Below are 16,311 nucleotides of genomic sequence, written 5' to 3' on the forward strand. Positions count from 1 at the left end.
ACAGAGGTGCAGCGAAGCCGTTATTGACCTAGCTCAAACACCCGAACAACTCGCCGATCCAGCCTCTTGGCCTATGGTGGTTGCGAGGAGAGCATCGACGGCAGCGCGTCGTACGGCTGCTGTCCCCGCGTTCTGGACGGCCGAGGCACCGCAGGCGAGCGCCAGCCGCAGCGCGTCGCCGAGCGGCCGTCGTTCCGAGAGGCCGAACACCAAGCCGGCAAGAAAACTGTCCCCGGCGCCAACCCCGGTTTTCTCCGAGACGGCGAAGGCTGGTGAATGGATGACCTGATCTGCTGTTGCCACGATCGCGCCGCCGGCGCCCAGGGTGAGAGAGACCATCTCGGCGGCGCCGGATTGGACCAGGCGCTTGGCTTGCGCCATCTGGCCGGGAAGGTCACGCACTTCCTGACCGACGATCGCTTCGAATTCGGAAAGGCTGGGCTTCAGTAGGGAGATGCCGCGCCCCAACGACGCGGTCAGCGCCGCACTGGATGTATCGAGCGCAAACTTCGCCCCGCGCCCGACGACGATGCTCGCAACCTTGCTGTAGAAGTCGGCCGGCACTCCCGGGGCCAGGCTTCCGCTCGCGACGACCCAGTCTGCATCGACCTGGCGGAGAGCTTCAAGAATGTTCGTGCAGTCCGACGCTGCGAGTTGCGGGCCTCGGGGCACGAAACGGTACTCCTGGCCGTTCGATTGGTCGTGCACCGTTACGCTAATTCGGCAGGCATTGCGTATCGGGATGGCTTGCCACGGCACTTTCGCCGCCGTCAGCATTTCCTCCACGAATCGCCCTGTAACGCCCCCGGAGGCAAAGAGGGCCAGCGTTTGGCCGCCCAATTCGAAGATGACGCGCGCCACATTGATGCCGCCGCCACCCGGATCGTAACGCTCGTCGAACGTGCGGATCTTGTGGCCGGGCCGTACGGATTTTGCCGTTGTTGCCAGATCGACAGCTGGATTGACCGTCAAGGTCACGATCCGCGGAGGCATTGCACCTTCTCCATGATCCGTTGGCATCTGCGCTCATGCTGGCTGCCGCGGCGGCATCGGTGCCTTGAGGCAAGTCAAACGGCAGAGCGTCTCGGCGATTGATCTGGAACAAGTTCGATCGGGTCGAGGCGTGCGATGGAGGGTCGGCTCAATCGAACAGGAGCTGACCATGTACGCCATGAAGGTGATGACGCGACCGGTCGTGACGATACCCGCCGACGCCACGGTCTACGCAGCCGCAGATATTCTCCTGGGTGCGCGGATCAGCGCCGCCCCGGTCGTCGATGCCGATGGCAAGATGATTGGCATCGTCAGCGAGGCCGACCTGATGAACCGGCCCGAGTCCGGTACCGTGCCGGCGAAGTCCTGGCTGCAGCGGCTGCTGGCGCCCGAAGTGGTCCTGGCGAGGGATTTCCTGCGATCGCATTCCCATCACGTGGCCGACGTCATGACCCGCAATGTCGTCACGGCGGCGGAGCAGACGGACCTCGAGGAGATCGCCGGTCTGATGCAGAGCAAGGGGATCAAGCGCGTGCCGATCGTGCGCGACGGCAAGGTCGTGGGCATCGTCAGTCGCGCCAACCTGCTGCAGGGCCTTCTCGCCCGCGAACCGCACGCCGTCGAAGCCGTGGCGTCAGACGACAATCTGCGGGACCGCGTGAACGAAGAGCTGGACAGGCATACCTGGGCCTCCGACGTCAGCAACGTCGTGGTCGAGAATGGCGCGGTCCATCTGTGGGGTCAGACCTTTTCGCCGACCGCGAGGGACGCTGTCAGGGTTGCCGTCGAGAACGTGCCCGGTGTGAAGCGGGTGATGAACAACATTGTCGTGCTGCCGGTTGAGGCAGCTCTTCCCAGCTAGCGGCTCGACCAGCCAACCGCGTCATAACGACGATCAGGAGCATCCATGTCATTGAAGCGCATTCGCCTCGAGCTCGCCCGCACGCGGGACTTCCCGCAAGGCAGCCCATCCCACGGCTACGAATTCCTGGCTCCGCTGGACGCCGGAGGCCATCTCGAGCCATCAGCGTGGTCGCAGGCCAAGGGCGCCTGCACCGTGCGCCGTTTCTGGAACAACGAGCCTGACGAGCACGGCACGCTGATCCATCGTCGCAATGGCAGCTGGGCCTTCTCCTATGCGCCCGGTGACGACGATGACGAGCCGATCTTTCGCTTCGATCGCCACAACTTCGTCGAAGGCGAGTACGTTTCCGTGACCGAGCATGACGGCGTGACGCGGCCATTTCGTGTGGTGCGCGTGGCTCCGGCCGTCATTCGCACCTGAAGCCCGAACGTCGCCGCGGCGGCGACGCTGCCAGTCCTCGACGAGCAGGGCATGGCCGAACTTTTCCTCGGCCCGGCACTGGCATTTCTCAGCTGACGGCCAGCGTCGGGCCGGCCTGATGGCCTGTGTTCGCGGTGGAGAGCGCCGTGAGCCACTCGGCGGCGTCGGCAAACAGCCGGTATTTCACATCGACCACGGAAAACTCGCGCCACCAGTTGACCAGATCGCCCCACGGATCGTTGAGCTTGCCAAGGCCGGCGACGACAGCCACGACCGTGCCGACCTCGATGCGACCCTCCAGGACCAGCCACCCACCAACGCAGAGCGCACTCGCGACCGAAAGGTGGTGCATCAGGTTCATCAGGAGGTTCATCGAGTATTTCAGCCAGAAAATTCCCATGTTCAGCGTGAAGATCCGCCGGACCTGGTCCAGCACCCACGAAGCACTCGTCATCGCCAATGGACGGTCGGCAATGACGCCGCTGAGCTCGCGCTTGACCAGGATGCGGCCGCGGGCCCGATTGTTGATGGCGTTCTGGAGCAGAGGCACGAAAATCGTCTGAGGCAGAAAGAACGCCAGTCCAATGGCAGCAAGCCAGGGCTGGAGCGCCAGCATATAGCCGACGACGCTGAGCAGGATGCCCCCTTGCAACAACGGTTCCGAAATACTGATTCCGGTGAATCCTCCGATCGGTTCGGCTTCTTCCAGCACCATTGCGATCTCGACTCCCGTGCCTTCGGGCGAAACCTCGTGCCCGCCCCACGCCACGGGACAAACCAGCTCACGCAGGCGTCGCACGGTCGTCTCCGCCACCCAGCCGCGATAGACATTCAGCGACAATTTGAGCAGCTGTTCGGCCAGGGCGACGCCGGCATAGACGATCGCCAGCCAGGCAATCGCTTCGAAAGAGGCTTGATGTGTCAGGCCGTTCACGATCCGCCGCTGGAGTTCCAGCGGAACGGCGCTGAGACTGAAGACGGCGATCGACAGGACCGCCAAACCTGCCTGGTGGACACCTGTCGAAGCGATCACGTAGCGCAATATGGTTCGCGGCATGGACATGCTGGGCATGACGCGAAGAGTGCTCCCCCGGCGCCGGCGGCCCTTGACACAGGTCAAGCCGCTCGCGATGCGGCGGGGCTGACTGAGCCGGTCCTACGCCCTGCCCGACATCGTTGTTCCAGGTTTCGAGCCGCTGCCGGCGCCGGCTCCATGAGAGCCGATCAGTCGCCGTACTTCGTTCAGCAATTGCTGGCGCTGGCGGTCGTCGCTCTCCTGCAGGAGCACGTTGCGTAGATCGAGCAGCGTCGCGGCATAGTCGTTGTGCCAGTCACGTGCTGCGCTTGCCTGCGCCGGAGCCAGGCGGGGGGTGGCGGCAGCCCGCGACGGGAGGGCCAGCCACCGGCCGTCGCGGAAGACGATGCTGAACGCTTGATCGAGTTCCGGCGCAACGATGCGTGGATGGTCCAGCCCTGCCGCCGAGAGACTGTCGGCAAGCCCTTGCACGGCGTCGGGCTCGCCATGCACCAGCATCGCCGAGCCGAGCGTGGGAAGGAGCGGGCGCGCCCACTCGACCAGCTCATCGCGGTCGGCGTGGCCGGAATAGGCGTCTATGGCGCGAATCCGCGCCTTGACGTTGATTTCCTCGCCGTGGATGCGCACGCGCCGCGCGCCGTCGCGAACGAGAGCGCCCAGCGTGCCGGGCGCCTGGTATCCGACGAAGAGCACCGTCGAATCCGGCCGCCATAGATGGTCCTTGAGATGATGCTTCACGCGTCCGGCGTCGCACATGCCGGAGCCGGCCAGGATGACGGCGCCGCCGTGGATGCGGCCGATCGCCTTGCTTTGTTCGACCGTCTCGACCAGACGGAAATCGCCGCCCGTGAAGACCGTCCCGTCCGTCCCGCGCTCCAGGGCACGGCGATGACGGCGGAACACCTCGGTCGTCCGGCCGGCGAGCGGCGAATCCAGAAAGACCTGGACCGCCCCGATCTCGCCGTCGCGTTTGAGGCGGGCGATGTCGTCGAGTATCTCCTGGGTGCGCTCCACGGCGAACACCGGAATGATGACATTGCCGCCCGCCTTCAGCGCGTCGCTCAGCTCGCGTCCGAGCAGGGACCGGCGATCGGCCTCGGTCAGCCGTTGCCGCAGGCGATTGCCGTAGGTCGACTCCAGCAGGAGAATGTCACAGGGGTCCGGCATCGACGGATCGGGCTGGAGCGCTTTCTCCTGCGGTCCGATGTCTCCGGAAAAGACGAACCGCAGGGGACGCGGCCTGGCGTCGACTTCCATTTCGATGAAGGCGCTGCCCAGGATGTGGCCGGCGTTGCGCAGGCGGGTACGAACGCCCTTCACCGGTTCGAACCACGAATCGTAACGCTGCACGCTGAGCAACGAGAGAGAGGCCTCGGCATCGCTGCGGGTGTAGACGGGGGCGACGGGCGGCTCCCCCCGGCGACTGTTGCGCCGGTTCAGCCGATCGACGTCGCCCTCCTGGATGGCTCCGGCATCGGGCAGGAGCCAATGCAGCAGATCGCGGGTGGCGTCCGTCGTCCACGCCTTGCCGTGGAAGCCTGCCAGCGCCAGCTTCGGGAACAGGCCGGTGTGATCGATGTGGGCGTGGGTCAGCAGCACCGCCTCGATGGTGGAGGCCTCGAAGGGAAGCTGACGGTAGTTCAGGCCGCGCAGCGACTTCGGCCCCTGGAACATGCCGCAATCGACCAGCAGATCGCCGCCTGGCGTGACCAGGCGATAGCAGGAGCCGGTCACTGTGCCGGCGGCGCCGTGGGTGTGCAGCGAGACGTTCACCGGCCTTGCTCCGTCTTATATGTCCATCCGTTACCAATACGGCGCACCGTCGGCGAGGGCGTTTGATCTGGCTCATACGATTGACGGGCCGTGTGCGGTTTCCTGGGTGCCGGGACGAGGAATGAACATCATCATGGCTGTATCTTGTGAAGGTTTCGGCATTGCCATCGGCAAGAGGGCTTGGGCGCTCGTTCGCATGGCCACGACGTGCAGCGTCCTTGTTCTGGTCCCGCCGCTGGCCCTCGCCGCCGCCGAGATCCGCGCAGGGTCGTGCGGCGTCCAGGAGCCGGACTCGTTGGAGATCAACTGGACCGCGCCATGCCAGGACGGTAGCTGGGACCTCGATCCGCAGGCGGGATGCCGGATGTGGCATTGGCGTCCGGACCCCGAGGATACCGCGACATGGTCCGGCCGCTGCCTGTCCGGCCGCAAGGAAGGTCATGGCGCCGTCGAGTGGTACGAGCACGGTCGCCCCATCGATCGCTTCGAGGGCGTCTTTCGGCGTGGCAAGCGGGAGGGTTTCGGCCGCTATGACTGGCCGGCCGGTCAGAGCTATCAGGGCGCCTACGTCGCCGACCTGCCGGACGGGCAGGGCGTCGTGACCATCGTTGGAGCGTCGTTCGAGGGGACGTGGCGGCGTGGCTGCCTGACTCATGGCGACAAGCGCATTGCCATTGGCGTTCCGCTAAGTGCCTGCGGTGCCCCATGAGCGCACCGCCCGGACTGAACAATGGCGGCAGCGTCGATGAGGCGGCGCTGCTCGACGCGGCTGCCGATCACTCCTTGTTGCTGCTGTTGCGAGGGATTGCGGCAATCGCCTTTGCGGTCCTCGCCTTCTTCTGGCCAAAGCTCACGATAATCGATCTAACGATCCTGTGGGCGGCCTATTCCTTCGTCGATGGCGTTCTTGCCCTGACTGCCGCGATCAGACTCAAGGCCGGAAGGTCACGAGCATGGTTGGGATTGATTGGAATGGGCGGCATTGCATGCGCCGGTGCCGTGCTGATCGCACCGCTGGAGCTTGCGGCACATCTGGCTGCGATCGTTTCCACTTGGGCCTGCTTGACCGGCGCGATGTACGTGTGGGTCGCGCTGAAGCTGCGCAAGGCGGTCCGGGGAGGTTGGATCCTGGCTTTGGACGGTATCGGCATCGTTCTGTTCGGTCTGGCTTTGGCCTTTTGGCCGCGTTTGGAACTGGCAGCGTTGGTGTGGCTGACCGGATGGTTCGCGGCTCTACTCGGGAGCCTGCTGCTGTATATAAGGCTTTGGCTCGGCCGGTCACGCCGAGCCGGCGCCGGATAGTTTGCGTTAGCGGTAGACCAGTACGGGCAGCGCGCTGTGCGTCAGGACCTTTGTGGTGACGCTTCCGAGCACAAGGGCTGCGACGCCCCGCCGTCCGTGCGAGGCCATCGCGATGAGGTCGCATCCTCGCTTGCTTGCGGTTTCGATGATTGCCTGGTGGACCTGCTCGTGTTCGAGCTTGACGGTAGCGTATGCCACGCCGATCCCCTGCGCCACTTCGTTCGCCGCTGAGACGATACGTGCAGCTTCATCGTGGGACCGCTTGTTGTAGGCGGCTTCCGTAGGCAGCAGTCAGCGCATGTGCTCCCAAAGATCGCGCTCGTCCTCGTGACGCGTGTACTCGATGCCTTTGAAGTCCCCGCGGGAGACGACGCCCAGTACCTTGCCATCCTTCACCAGTGGCACATGGCGGAAACCGCCGTCCCACATCAGGCGCAAGGCGTCGATTGCCGTCTGATCGGGCGACATCGTCGCCGGTTTCGCCGTCATGACGTCGGCGAGACGCGTCACCGTCGCATCACGGCCTTGCGCCAAGACCCGGCATACCGCGTCACGCCCGGTGAAAATGCCGATCAGGCTGCCGTTGTCGCCCATCACCAGGACGGACCCGGCTTGGCAGTCGCGCATCCGCTCACAGGCCGCCATCACGCTGGCCGTCTCGTCCATGACGAGCGGGCGTTGTTCAAGGATGACATCGGCAAGCTTTCGCATGATGTCCTCGCCAAGTTTCAAAGCGGCTATGATGCATGTACTCGAGCGCGGCGGGTTTGATCGACATCAACGAACCGGCCGTGCGCCGGGTACAAAATCATGAAAATGGAGCTCCGCGTCGGTCCGCGGGCGCTCGAAGCAGGGGATGCTTGACCATTTCAAGCGCAACTTTCGTGCCGGTGTTCCCTTCGCGAGCGTGGCATGCTTACGATGGGCACTTGAAACCGGAATCAGAAACGACATCGACTCAAAACTGGCCGCCGCCTCGACGCACTCATGGGGAGAGACATGGCGCTCGAGATAGAGAGGAAATTCCTTGTGCGGGATGAAAGCTGGAGGGCCCACTGTGCTCACCAGCAGGAGATCAGGGACGGGCTGATCGCAATTGCCGACGGCCGCAAAGTCCGTGTCAGGATCTGCGATCAGCGCGCGACGTTGACCGTGAAGGCCAAGACGGAAAGGCTGGCGAACCATGAGTTCGAGTACGAAATACCATTGAGCGACGCCGAGGAGCTGCTCGCCCGTCATTGCCTTCGCGCCGCGCTGGCCAAGACCCGATACGTCGTCCCTCATGGCCAGCATGTGTGGCACGTGGACGTCTACAAGGGGATATTGAAAGGGGTGGTCCTCGCCGAAGTCGAGCTTCCTTCCGAGACGGCTGACGTTGCGCTTCCACCGTGGATCGGTCGGGAAGTCACGGGCAATCCCGACTACAAGAAGACCAACATGGTCGACAAACGGCTGAACATTATGCCCTCGTCGGCGCTTGTGCCGGTGGACACGATGGCCGACGGCCACCCGGGGCATGGCCGGCGCTGACGCGCTGTCGTTCGAGGCCGTGAACAGGGGAGCGGCCGCCTGGGCCGGTCAGCACTGCCTGTACGGTCGAGCCGGACCGGCTCCGAGCGGTACGTCCACGTGACGGCAAAGCTCGCAAACTGGCCCAGCAGGAGGCACGAGTTGCCCCCTACTGGGGGCTCGCCGCCTAGTTGGCGCGAAGGCTGTAGATATAGGCGATGAGGTCGTCCTGCTGCCGCCTGCTGAGGGCAAGATCGGGCATGCGACTGTGCTGCGGGTTCATCGCTGCCCGCAATTGATCCGCCGACAAGCCAGGCTTGGCGGCAATGCCCGGAAAGGTCGGCAGGCCGTTTGCCGGCGCCGAGGTCGCCGCTCGGTCTACCACGTGACAGGAAGAACACCATCGCAGGGCGATCTCGCGCCCCTGCTGCGCATCCTGCGCGACGGCGAAAGACGGGATGAACACGATGGCGCAAGCAAGGCGGCGAAGCATGGTCTACTCCCGGTGTTGAACGCTCCTCTTGGCCGCATCGAGACGGCGGCCTGAAAGATTGGGCCGTCCTTGCCGTGCAGACGTTGATCCTGATCAAGTCCGCGACGGCAGGAAGCGCGCAGCATGCGCGACGTCGACTGATGCGCGGAGGGGATGATGCGAAAATTCTCCGTCGTAACCCTGCACCACCATCCGATCACGATGGACGCGGCGGCAAGCGTGATCGATGCTTGCGACCAGATGCGTGTTCGTCAAGCGGGATCGGTCCTGGTGACGGGAGAGACCGGCCGACTGGTCGGAATCTTCACCGGGCGTGACGCGGTGTGCCGGGTCCTGGCGCAACGACGCGACCCGTACAGCACCCGCCTCGCCGAGGTCATGACGCCGGATCCGAAGACGATGTTGCCTGGCCAGACCGCGGTCGACGCCTTGCGCATGATGGCGGACGGCGGCTTTCGCCACGTGCCGCTGGTCAAGAATGGCGGAATTGTCGGCCTGGTTTCCCGCGGCGACTTCAGGGGGCTGGAGCTGGATCCCGACGATGAGGAATGTGATCTCTGGGAGCACCTGCGTTGAGACGGCCGGTGCCTTTCCAGGGATCAGTGCGACATGAGGACAGGAACCGTCATGTTGGCGAGCAGGGTACGGCTTGCACCGCCCAGCACCAGCTCGCGCAGCCTGGAATGGCCGTACAGGCCCATCACCACCAGGTCGACCTCGTGGTCGGCGGCGCGCGACAGAATCACGCTGCCGACATCTGAGTCGGACGCCACGTCGCGCTGCACCGTCACCTTGACGCCATGCCGTACCAGCCATGCCGCGGCATCGGCGCCCGGCTCGGCGCCGTGACCATAATTGGACGAGCGGGGATCCACGCTGAGCACGATGACCTTGGAGGCAGCCTGCAAGAACGGCAGCGCATCCGAGGCTGCGCGGGCGCTCTCGCGGCTTGCGTTCCAACACAGCATGACGGTCTTGCCGCACTCTGCCGGCGCGCCGACATGCGGCACCACCAGTATCGGCCGGCCGGTCGACAGGGCCATGGTTTCAGGCAGATCGAGCGGCACGAAAGACGGTGCGCCAGGATCGGGCTGCCCAAGCACCATGAGGTCGGCGTAGCGCGCATGAACGGGCAGGCGTGCGTCGATGTAGCCGTCTTCGGACCGCCATTCCGTCAAGAGGTCGGTACCCTTCACGGCCTTGGTGAACGCTGCTTTGGCCGCCGCCAGGTTTGCCTTCGCCGTCTCTTCGAACAGAGAAAACAAGGTGCCCATCGCCGCGGACCCGGCGAACATGGGAGGCGCTTCGAATGGCTCCTGGATGTGCACGCCGACGAGGCGGGCATCGTTGCGCTTGGCCAGTTCGACCGCGATGGCAAGCCGGTGCGCAACCTTCGGATCGGCGTCGCAATGTACCAAGATGGTCTTGTACCCCATGGCCGCCTCCTGTTGACGTAGAAGGGCCGCAGGATGGCGCAAGCGACGCCGGCGGCCTTGACGCAGGTCAAGCGGTCGTCGAGTCGATCGGACGGCCGAGGTTATTTGATCCAGATCATTTGCGGCCGACGATCGATACGACACGTTGCGCAGATGCCTCTGAAGCCGGCGAGCCTGGTTGTCTTGGTGAGCGCCCTGTCGGCGGGAATTGCCGGGATGGCACGCACGCAGGATTACGACCAGCTCTTAAGGAGGTGCTATACGGAGAGCCTGCCGGACCAAGTGATTGCGAGCTGTTCCTTGGTCATCTCGCGAGGCGCGGCGGACAGGGCAGAGCTCGCCACCGCCTTCAAGAATCGAGGTAACGCCTATGACGACAAGGGTGAATATGCCCGGGCGCTCGAGGACTACGATCAAGCAGTGACGATCAATCCTCTGGATGCGGATGCCTTCAATAGTCGGGGCACCACGTATACCGCTCTTGCTCGCTATGAACGCGCCATCCTGGATTTTGACGAAGCAATAAGGCTCAACCCGGCCAGTCCATTGGCCTTCAGCAACCGATGCTTCGCGAGGGGCGCCTTGGATCAGCTCGAGCAGGCGCTGACCGACTGTAGCGAGGCGCTGCACCTGAAACCCAAGAATCCCGGCGCGCTCGGATCGCGTGCCTTCATCTACCTGAAGCTTCGGCGCTATGAGGCGGCAATTGCGGATTACAATTCGAAGCTGCGAGAGAGTCCCGACGATGCCTATGCCCTCTTCGGCAGAGGCGTCGCCAAGTACATGAAGGGCGATTTGCGGGGTGGTGACGGCGACATCGTCGCATCGCAAGCACTGAAGCCCGACATTGCAGAAGACATGGCCAAACTCGGAATCCGGTTACAGAGCCTTCGCTAGCGGATGGCGCAGGCACTGCCAGCACATTGCCGGCAGTGCTGGCACGAAGCGTGCCCTTCATGGCACGAAAAAACTAACAAAGTGTCGCCCGCAGGCCGCAAGCCGTCCGAATAGCCGTCGAAATTCTTCGGTCGGGAATATACCGAAGTCATTTCAGTTGCCGTCATATATAACTCGGATTATTGTTGTGCGGCTTTAGAAGGTCAGCCCGTACGCTGCTTCTTCCGTATAGATGGAGCCGCTTCGGCCGCTGCGACTCGTGTAAAGCGCAAAGTGGTCGGCGATCCACGGGCCGGCCTTGAAGGTCGAGTGGCTCGCCATGAACTGCGCCAGATGGTGTCCGGTCTCCGCGCTACTGCCGAAGCGCGCCAGGGTCACGTGCGGGCGGAACTTGCGGCGCTCGACCTCGATGCCGCAGTTGCGCGCCACGGTCGAGACCTTCTGCTGCAGCCAGTCGAGGCGCTCGCTTTTCTCGACGGTGGCGACCAGGGCGCGCGGCTGCTTGCCGCTCGAGAACTGTTCGACGCCGGCGATGGCGACAGAGAACGGAGGACCGGCGATGTCGGACAGTTCCTCCTCGAGGTCGCGCATGGCGCCGCCCTGCACCTCGCCCGCGAAGCAGAGGGTGACATGGAAGTTTTCCGCCGGCTGCCAGCGCGCGTCGGGCACGCCCGACTGCAGCGCTAGCAGGTCGTCGGCGACTTCTTCAGGGACGGGCAGGGCGACGAACAGACGAGGCATGGTCGTCCAGATTCTTGGTCACGAACGGCAGGATGCGCTCGACGATCACATCGACGCCCTTGGGGTTGGGATGGATTCCGTCTCCCTGGTTGAGCGCCGGGTCCTGTGCCACGCCGTCGAGGAAGAAGGCATAGAGCGGCACGCCATACTTGTCGGCCAGCCGCTTATAAATGCCGTCGAACTGCTGGGCGTATTCCGGCCCGTAGTTGCGCGGCGCCAGCATGCCGGCCAGCCACACCGTGACGCCGGCCTCCTTGAGCTTGGCGATGATGGCGTCGAGGTTCTTCTCGGTGACGGCGGGATCGGTGGCGCGCAGCGCATCGTTGGCGCCGAGCTCGACCATGACGATGTCGGGCTTGTCGGCCAGCATCCAGTCGATGCGCTGCAAGCCGCCCGCGGTCGTGTCGCCGGACACACCGTGATTGATGACGGTTACGTTGCGACCGGCCTTCTTGAGAGCGGCCTCGAGCCTGGCCGGCATCGCTTGGGCCGGGCTGACGCCATAGCCTGCCGCCAGGCTGTCGCCCAGGATGGCGAGCTTTATCGGTCCGTCCTTGGGCGCAGTTTGTGCATGGGCTCCAAGAGAGAGGCAATAAAGGCACAAAATCGCAATCAGCAGCGAATTGACCGCCGCCGCAAAACGACCATATCCAGTCCTGAGATTCATGCTCTCTCTTCCGGAGCCCGCTTGACCGCCCCGCCCCACGCTCGCGAACCCATCGTCCGGCTCTCGGATGTCCACCTCGACATGGCAAGTGATGCCGGCACGGTCAATATCCTGCGCGGCGTCACTCTCGACATTGCCGTTGGCGAAATTGCGGCCGTCGTCGGTCCCTCGGGCGCCGGCAAGTCGAGCCTGATGATGGTGGCAGGCGGCCTGGAGCGCGCCAGCTCGGGCCGCGTCGAGGTTGCGGGCCACGATCTCGAGCCGCTCGACGACGACGCCCGGGCACGGCTCAGACGCGACCATATCGGTATCGTCTTCCAGGGCTTCCATTTGATTCCCACCATGACCGCGCACGAGAACGTGGCGCTGCCGCTGGAGTTCGCCGGCCGCTCCGACGCTTTCGAGCTCGCCGAGGCGGCGTTGAAGCGCGTCGGGCTCGGCCATCGCATCGGTCACTATCCGGCGCAGCTTTCGGGCGGCGAGCAGCAGCGCGTCGCCGTCGCCCGTGCCTTCGTCGGCCGGCCCAAGCTCCTGCTGGCCGACGAGCCGACCGGCAATCTCGACGGCGTCACCGGCAAGCAGGTCATGGACCTCCTGTTCGAGCTGGCGCGCGCCGATGGCACGACGCTCATCCTGATCACCCACGACCTGGTGCTGGCCGAGCGCTGCGATCGCATCCTGCGCATCGCCGACGGCCTGGTGGTCGGCGACGAGCGCACGCCGGCCGGCCTTGCCGTGCTGGCTGCACAATGAACCTCGCTTTCCGCCTCGCGCGACGCGAGATGCGTAGTGGACTCGGCGGCTTCCGCTTGTTCATCGCCTGCCTGGGGCTGGGCGTGGCAGCGATCGCGGCCATCCTGTCGTTCAGTCGTGCCGTCGAGGAAGGGCTGCGCGCCGATGCCCGCGAGATCCTGAGTGGCGACATCGCGATCTCGCTGCTCTATCGCGAAGCCACGCCGGACCAGATCGACTATATGAGATCGCGCGGCGAGCTCGTGCGCTGGATCGACAGCCGCGCCATGGCGCGGCCGGTCAAGCCCGATGGTCGGGCCACGTTGGTGCAGCTCAAGGCCGTCGAGCGCGGCTATCCGCTCTATGGCAGCATCGAGCTCAAGGACGGCATGACCTTGGCCGATGCGCTGGCCGAGAAGAACGGCGTCTGGGGCGCGGTGGTCGAGGAATCGGCTCTGCAACGCATGAACATGGCGCTCGGTGAGCGCGTGAAGGTGGGCGACGTCACCGTCGAGGTGCGCGGCATCATCGTCCGCGAACCCGACCGGGGGCTGAACGCCTTCGCGAGCCTGGGACCGCGCCTCATGATCCCCTACGACGCGGTGTCCGCGTCGGGGCTGGTGCAGCCCGGCAGCCTGCTGAATTTCGAGTATCGCCTGCGCTTGCCGCCCGGCGTCTCCGACGTCGCTGTCATCGAGGGGCTTAAGAACAAATTCCCGAATGCCGGCTGGCGGGTGAGGGGCCTGGCTGAGGCGGGTGGTGGCATCCGCTTCTGGCTCGATCGGCTGACGCAGTTCATCGGGTTGATCGGGCTTTCCTCGCTGCTGGTCGGCGGCGTCGGCGTGGGCAACGCCATCTCGAGCTTCTTGGCCGGCCGGCTGCGCACCATCGCCACCCTGAAGTGTCTGGGCGCGCCCGAGCGCCTGGTGTTCTCGACCTATCTCATCCAGCTCTCGGCGCTGGCACTGGTCGGTGTGGTGGCGGGGCTGGTGGTCGGCGCAGGGCTGCCGTTCGTCGCCCAGTCGGTGATCGCCGATGTCCTGCCGGTGCGGGCGCGGGTGGCGCTGTACGCCTGGCCGCTCACCATCGCCGCGATCTTCGGCCTGCTGGTCTCGCTGCTGTTCGCCCTGATGCCGCTGCTGCGCGCCCGCCGGGTGTCGGCGGCGACCTTGATGCGCGGCGCGGTCGTCCAGGGCGGCCGCCTGGTGTGGCGCGATGCGCTGCTGATCGGCGCGGTGGCGTTGGCGCTCGCTGGCTTCACCATCTTCACCGCCGACAGCCGGCGCATCGCCGGCTGGTTCGTGCTGGGCGCGATCGGCGCCTTCATCGCGTTTCCGCTGCTGGCGCGGCTCCTGATGCTGGCCGCCGCGCGCGCCGGCAAACCGCGGCTGGCGGGACTCCGGTTGGCGCTCGCCAACCTGCACCGCCCGGGCGCGCCCACGCCCATCGTCATGCTGTCGCTCGGGCTCGGCCTCACCGTGCTGGTGGCGACGGCGCTGATCGAGGGCAATCTGCGCGAGCAGATCACCAAGCGCATCCCGAGCGACGCGCCGGCCTTCTTCTTCGTCGACATCCAGTCGACCCAGATGCCGGCTTTCGAGAAGGCGATCGCCGCCATCCCGGGGGCGGGGCATGTCGACAAGGTGCCGTCGCTGCGCGGGCGCATCAGCAAGATCGGCGGCAAGCCGGTGAACGAGGTCGCCGTGCCGTCGGATGCGCGCTGGGCGATCGACGGCGACCGTGGTGTCACCTACTCGGCGACGCCGCCCGAGGGCTCGCGCATCGTCGCCGGCGAATGGTGGCCCGCCGACTATCGCGGTCCGGAGCAGCTCATCTCCTTCGACGAGGCGTTGGCCAAGGCGTTCGGCCTCGGCCTCGGCGACACCATCACGGTGAACGTGCTGGGTCGCGACATCGACGCCAGAATCACCTCGCTGCGGCGCATCGAATGGACGACACTCGCCATCAACTTCGTGTTCGTCTATTCGCCCGGCCTCCTCGACAAGGCGCCGCACACCTTCCTCGCCACGGTCAAGGCCACGCCCGAGGCCGAGGATGCGATCTTCAAGACCGTCACCGACCAGTTTCCCAACGTCACCGTGGTGCGCATCCGTGACGCCATCGAGACGGCGGCGAGCGTGCTGGGCAACATCGGACTGGCGAGCCGCGTCATCGGCTTCCTGAGCATCCTGGCGGGTGTGCTGGTGCTGGCCGGCGCCATGCTGGCGACCCAGCAGCGCCGCGTCCACGAGGCCGTGGTGATGAAGGTGCTGGGCGCCACCCGCGCCCGCATCGCCGGCATCTTCGCCTGGGAGTTCGCCGCGCTGGGGCTCGCCACGGCGCTGGCAGCGCTCGGCGTGGGCACCCTTGGCGCCTATCTCGTGGTGCGCCGGCTGATGGGGCTCGACTGGACCTTCCTGCCCACGGTGGCCGTCGCGGTGGCGGTGGGCGCGATGGGTCTCACTCTGGCGTTCGGCTTGGCCGGCACTTTGGCGGCCTTGCGGCAGAGGCCGCTGGCGCTGTTGCGCAATGAATAGGCAGGAAGACTCGCGTCTACTGAAAGTAACTCGTAATAATTACAAAGCGTTTAGGCGCTTGATTCACACCGTCTGAGACCCCAAATTACTCGCCGAAGGGGCTCGCCAATGAGGCCCCTCTGGAGGCTAGGACCAAATGGCTGAACCGAACTTCGGCACCTTTAATCGCGCCGGCACTGTTGCCGACCAGGCATCATTCGATGTCGGCCTGCGCGCCCACATGGTGCGCGTCTACAACTACATGGCTTCGGGTCTCGCCCTGTCGGGCATCGTGGCCTTTGCCTTGTTCAACTTCGGCGAACTCGCCGCCCTGTTCTTCCAGGTTCAGGGTACTCGAGTCGTTGGCCTGAACGTGCTGGGCTGGGTCGCGATCTTCGCGCCGCTCGGCCTGCTGCTGCTGGTCTCGTTCCGCGCCCAGGCGATGAGCGTTGGCGCGGTGCAGGCCGTCTACTGGGCGGTCACGGCCTTGATGGGCGTCAGCCTGTCGCTGCTGCTGTTCCGCTACACCGGCGCTTCGGTCGCCCGCACCTTCTTCGTCACGGCTGCCGCCTTCGGTGCGTTGAGCCTCTACGGCTACACCACCAAGCGTGACCTGACGGCGATGGGCAAGTTCCTGTTCATGGGCTTGATCGGGCTGATCCTGGCCGGTCTCGTCAACATGATCTGGCCGTCGGGCACGATGAGCTTCATCATCTCGGCCGCAGGCGTCCTGATCTTCTCGGGCCTGATCGCCTACGACACCCAGAAGATCAAGGAGCAGTATGCCGATGCCTGGGGCACCGACACGGCCGAGAAGGTCGCGATCTTCGGCGCCCTCAGCCTCTACCTCGACTTCGTGAACCTGTTCCAGTTCCTGATGAGTTTCCTCGGCCAGGAACGCGAATAGAGAACACCGACTTCTGAGCAGGAC

The 16,311-nt window shown here is 65.1% G+C and carries 19 protein-coding genes; 10 read left to right on the top strand and 9 right to left on the bottom strand.

The window, feature by feature from the left end:
* Positions 1 to 33: 33 nt before the first annotated feature.
* Complete coding sequence (locus RSO01_RS21290) at positions 34 to 993, bottom strand: 1-phosphofructokinase family hexose kinase (protein WP_147151465.1); 960 nt, start codon at positions 991 to 993, stop codon at positions 34 to 36.
* Positions 994 to 1,162: 169 nt separating this feature from the next.
* Between RSO01_RS21290 and RSO01_RS21295 the strand changes: the two genes are divergently transcribed.
* Positions 1,163 to 1,855 carry a CBS domain-containing protein gene (locus RSO01_RS21295; protein WP_147151466.1) on the top strand — a complete coding sequence of 231 codons (693 nt, stop codon included), beginning with the start codon at positions 1,163 to 1,165 and terminating at the stop codon, positions 1,853 to 1,855.
* Between the two features lie 45 nt (positions 1,856 to 1,900).
* Positions 1,901 to 2,278 (top strand): hypothetical protein, encoded by a 378-nt coding sequence (locus tag RSO01_RS21300; RefSeq protein WP_147151467.1) that lies wholly within the window; start codon positions 1,901 to 1,903, stop codon positions 2,276 to 2,278.
* 88 nt (positions 2,279 to 2,366) lie between these two features.
* Here RSO01_RS21300 and RSO01_RS21305 read toward each other — a convergent pair whose 3' ends face one another.
* Positions 2,367 to 3,350 carry an ABC transporter ATP-binding protein gene (locus RSO01_RS21305; protein WP_147151468.1) on the bottom strand — a complete coding sequence of 328 codons (984 nt, stop codon included), beginning with the start codon at positions 3,348 to 3,350 and terminating at the stop codon, positions 2,367 to 2,369.
* A gap of 84 nt (positions 3,351 to 3,434) precedes the next feature.
* A complete protein-coding gene (locus tag RSO01_RS21310; RefSeq protein ID WP_147151469.1) occupies positions 3,435 to 5,087 on the bottom strand; it encodes an MBL fold metallo-hydrolase RNA specificity domain-containing protein in 1,653 nt (550 codons plus the stop codon).
* Between the two features lie 121 nt (positions 5,088 to 5,208).
* On the opposite strand from RSO01_RS21310, the gene RSO01_RS21315 reads away from it, so the two are divergent.
* Together RSO01_RS21315 and RSO01_RS21320 are read left to right on the top strand one after the other, a co-directional pair.
* Positions 5,209 to 5,796 carry an MORN repeat-containing protein gene (locus RSO01_RS21315; RefSeq protein ID WP_170303241.1) on the top strand — a complete coding sequence of 196 codons (588 nt, stop codon included), beginning with the start codon at positions 5,209 to 5,211 and terminating at the stop codon, positions 5,794 to 5,796.
* Complete coding sequence (locus RSO01_RS21320; RefSeq protein WP_147151471.1) at positions 5,793 to 6,389, top strand: HdeD family acid-resistance protein; 597 nt, start codon at positions 5,793 to 5,795, stop codon at positions 6,387 to 6,389. Before RSO01_RS21315 ends, RSO01_RS21320 begins: the two co-directional genes overlap by 4 nt.
* Positions 6,390 to 6,395: 6 nt before the next feature.
* On the opposite strand, the gene RSO01_RS21325 is transcribed toward RSO01_RS21320, so the two are convergent.
* On the bottom strand, positions 6,396 to 6,680 hold the full coding sequence (locus tag RSO01_RS21325) for a universal stress protein (RefSeq protein WP_147151472.1): 285 nt from the start codon (positions 6,678 to 6,680) through the stop codon (positions 6,396 to 6,398).
* Complete coding sequence (locus RSO01_RS21330) at positions 6,681 to 7,100, bottom strand: CBS domain-containing protein (RefSeq protein ID WP_147151473.1); 420 nt, start codon at positions 7,098 to 7,100, stop codon at positions 6,681 to 6,683.
* Between the two features lie 288 nt (positions 7,101 to 7,388).
* Between RSO01_RS21330 and RSO01_RS21335 the strand changes: the two genes are divergently transcribed.
* The gene (locus tag RSO01_RS21335) at positions 7,389 to 7,919 is read left to right on the top strand and encodes a CYTH domain-containing protein (RefSeq protein ID WP_147151474.1); all 531 of its coding nucleotides are present in this window, start codon (positions 7,389 to 7,391) and stop codon (positions 7,917 to 7,919) included.
* A gap of 166 nt (positions 7,920 to 8,085) precedes the next feature.
* Here the strand turns inward: RSO01_RS21335 and RSO01_RS21340 are convergent, their stop codons facing one another.
* Complete coding sequence (locus RSO01_RS21340; protein WP_147151475.1) at positions 8,086 to 8,391, bottom strand: c-type cytochrome; 306 nt, start codon at positions 8,389 to 8,391, stop codon at positions 8,086 to 8,088.
* Positions 8,392 to 8,547: 156 nt separating this feature from the next.
* Here RSO01_RS21340 and RSO01_RS21345 point away from each other — a divergent pair, with 156 nt between their 5' ends.
* The gene (locus RSO01_RS21345; RefSeq protein WP_147151476.1) at positions 8,548 to 8,967 is read left to right on the top strand and encodes a CBS domain-containing protein; all 420 of its coding nucleotides are present in this window, start codon (positions 8,548 to 8,550) and stop codon (positions 8,965 to 8,967) included.
* 23 nt (positions 8,968 to 8,990) lie between these two features.
* On the opposite strand, the gene RSO01_RS21350 is transcribed toward RSO01_RS21345, so the two are convergent.
* Positions 8,991 to 9,827, bottom strand: a complete 837-nt coding sequence (locus RSO01_RS21350) for a universal stress protein (RefSeq protein WP_147151477.1) — start codon at positions 9,825 to 9,827, stop codon at positions 8,991 to 8,993.
* Positions 9,828 to 9,980: 153 nt separating this feature from the next.
* On the opposite strand from RSO01_RS21350, the gene RSO01_RS21355 reads away from it, so the two are divergent.
* A complete protein-coding gene (locus tag RSO01_RS21355) occupies positions 9,981 to 10,724 on the top strand; it encodes a tetratricopeptide repeat protein (RefSeq protein ID WP_170303242.1) in 744 nt (247 codons plus the stop codon).
* A 195-nt stretch (positions 10,725 to 10,919) separates the two neighbouring features.
* On the opposite strand, the gene thpR is transcribed toward RSO01_RS21355, so the two are convergent.
* Complete coding sequence (gene thpR / locus RSO01_RS21360; protein WP_147151479.1) at positions 10,920 to 11,465, bottom strand: RNA 2',3'-cyclic phosphodiesterase; 546 nt, start codon at positions 11,463 to 11,465, stop codon at positions 10,920 to 10,922.
* A complete protein-coding gene (locus RSO01_RS21365; RefSeq protein WP_147151480.1) occupies positions 11,431 to 12,132 on the bottom strand; it encodes an arylesterase in 702 nt (233 codons plus the stop codon). The genes thpR and RSO01_RS21365 overlap by 35 nt, the downstream gene beginning before the upstream one ends.
* 81 nt (positions 12,133 to 12,213) lie before the next feature.
* On the opposite strand from RSO01_RS21365, the gene RSO01_RS21370 reads away from it, so the two are divergent.
* The 3 genes from RSO01_RS21370 (at position 12,214) to RSO01_RS21380 (ending at position 16,287) form a co-directional block, all read left to right on the top strand.
* Positions 12,214 to 12,885 (top strand): ABC transporter ATP-binding protein, encoded by a 672-nt coding sequence (locus RSO01_RS21370; RefSeq protein ID WP_170303243.1) that lies wholly within the window; start codon positions 12,214 to 12,216, stop codon positions 12,883 to 12,885.
* Entirely contained in the window at positions 12,882 to 15,401 is a 2,520-nt protein-coding gene (locus RSO01_RS21375; protein WP_147151482.1) for an ABC transporter permease, read from the top strand. Before RSO01_RS21370 ends, RSO01_RS21375 begins: the two co-directional genes overlap by 4 nt.
* Before the next feature lie 136 nt (positions 15,402 to 15,537).
* Positions 15,538 to 16,287, top strand: a complete 750-nt coding sequence (locus RSO01_RS21380; RefSeq protein WP_147151483.1) for a Bax inhibitor-1/YccA family protein — start codon at positions 15,538 to 15,540, stop codon at positions 16,285 to 16,287.
* Positions 16,288 to 16,311: the final 24 nt, after the last annotated feature.

The organism is Reyranella soli (assembly GCF_007992495.1).
Taxonomy (GTDB): Bacteria; Pseudomonadota; Alphaproteobacteria; order Reyranellales; family Reyranellaceae; genus Reyranella; species Reyranella soli.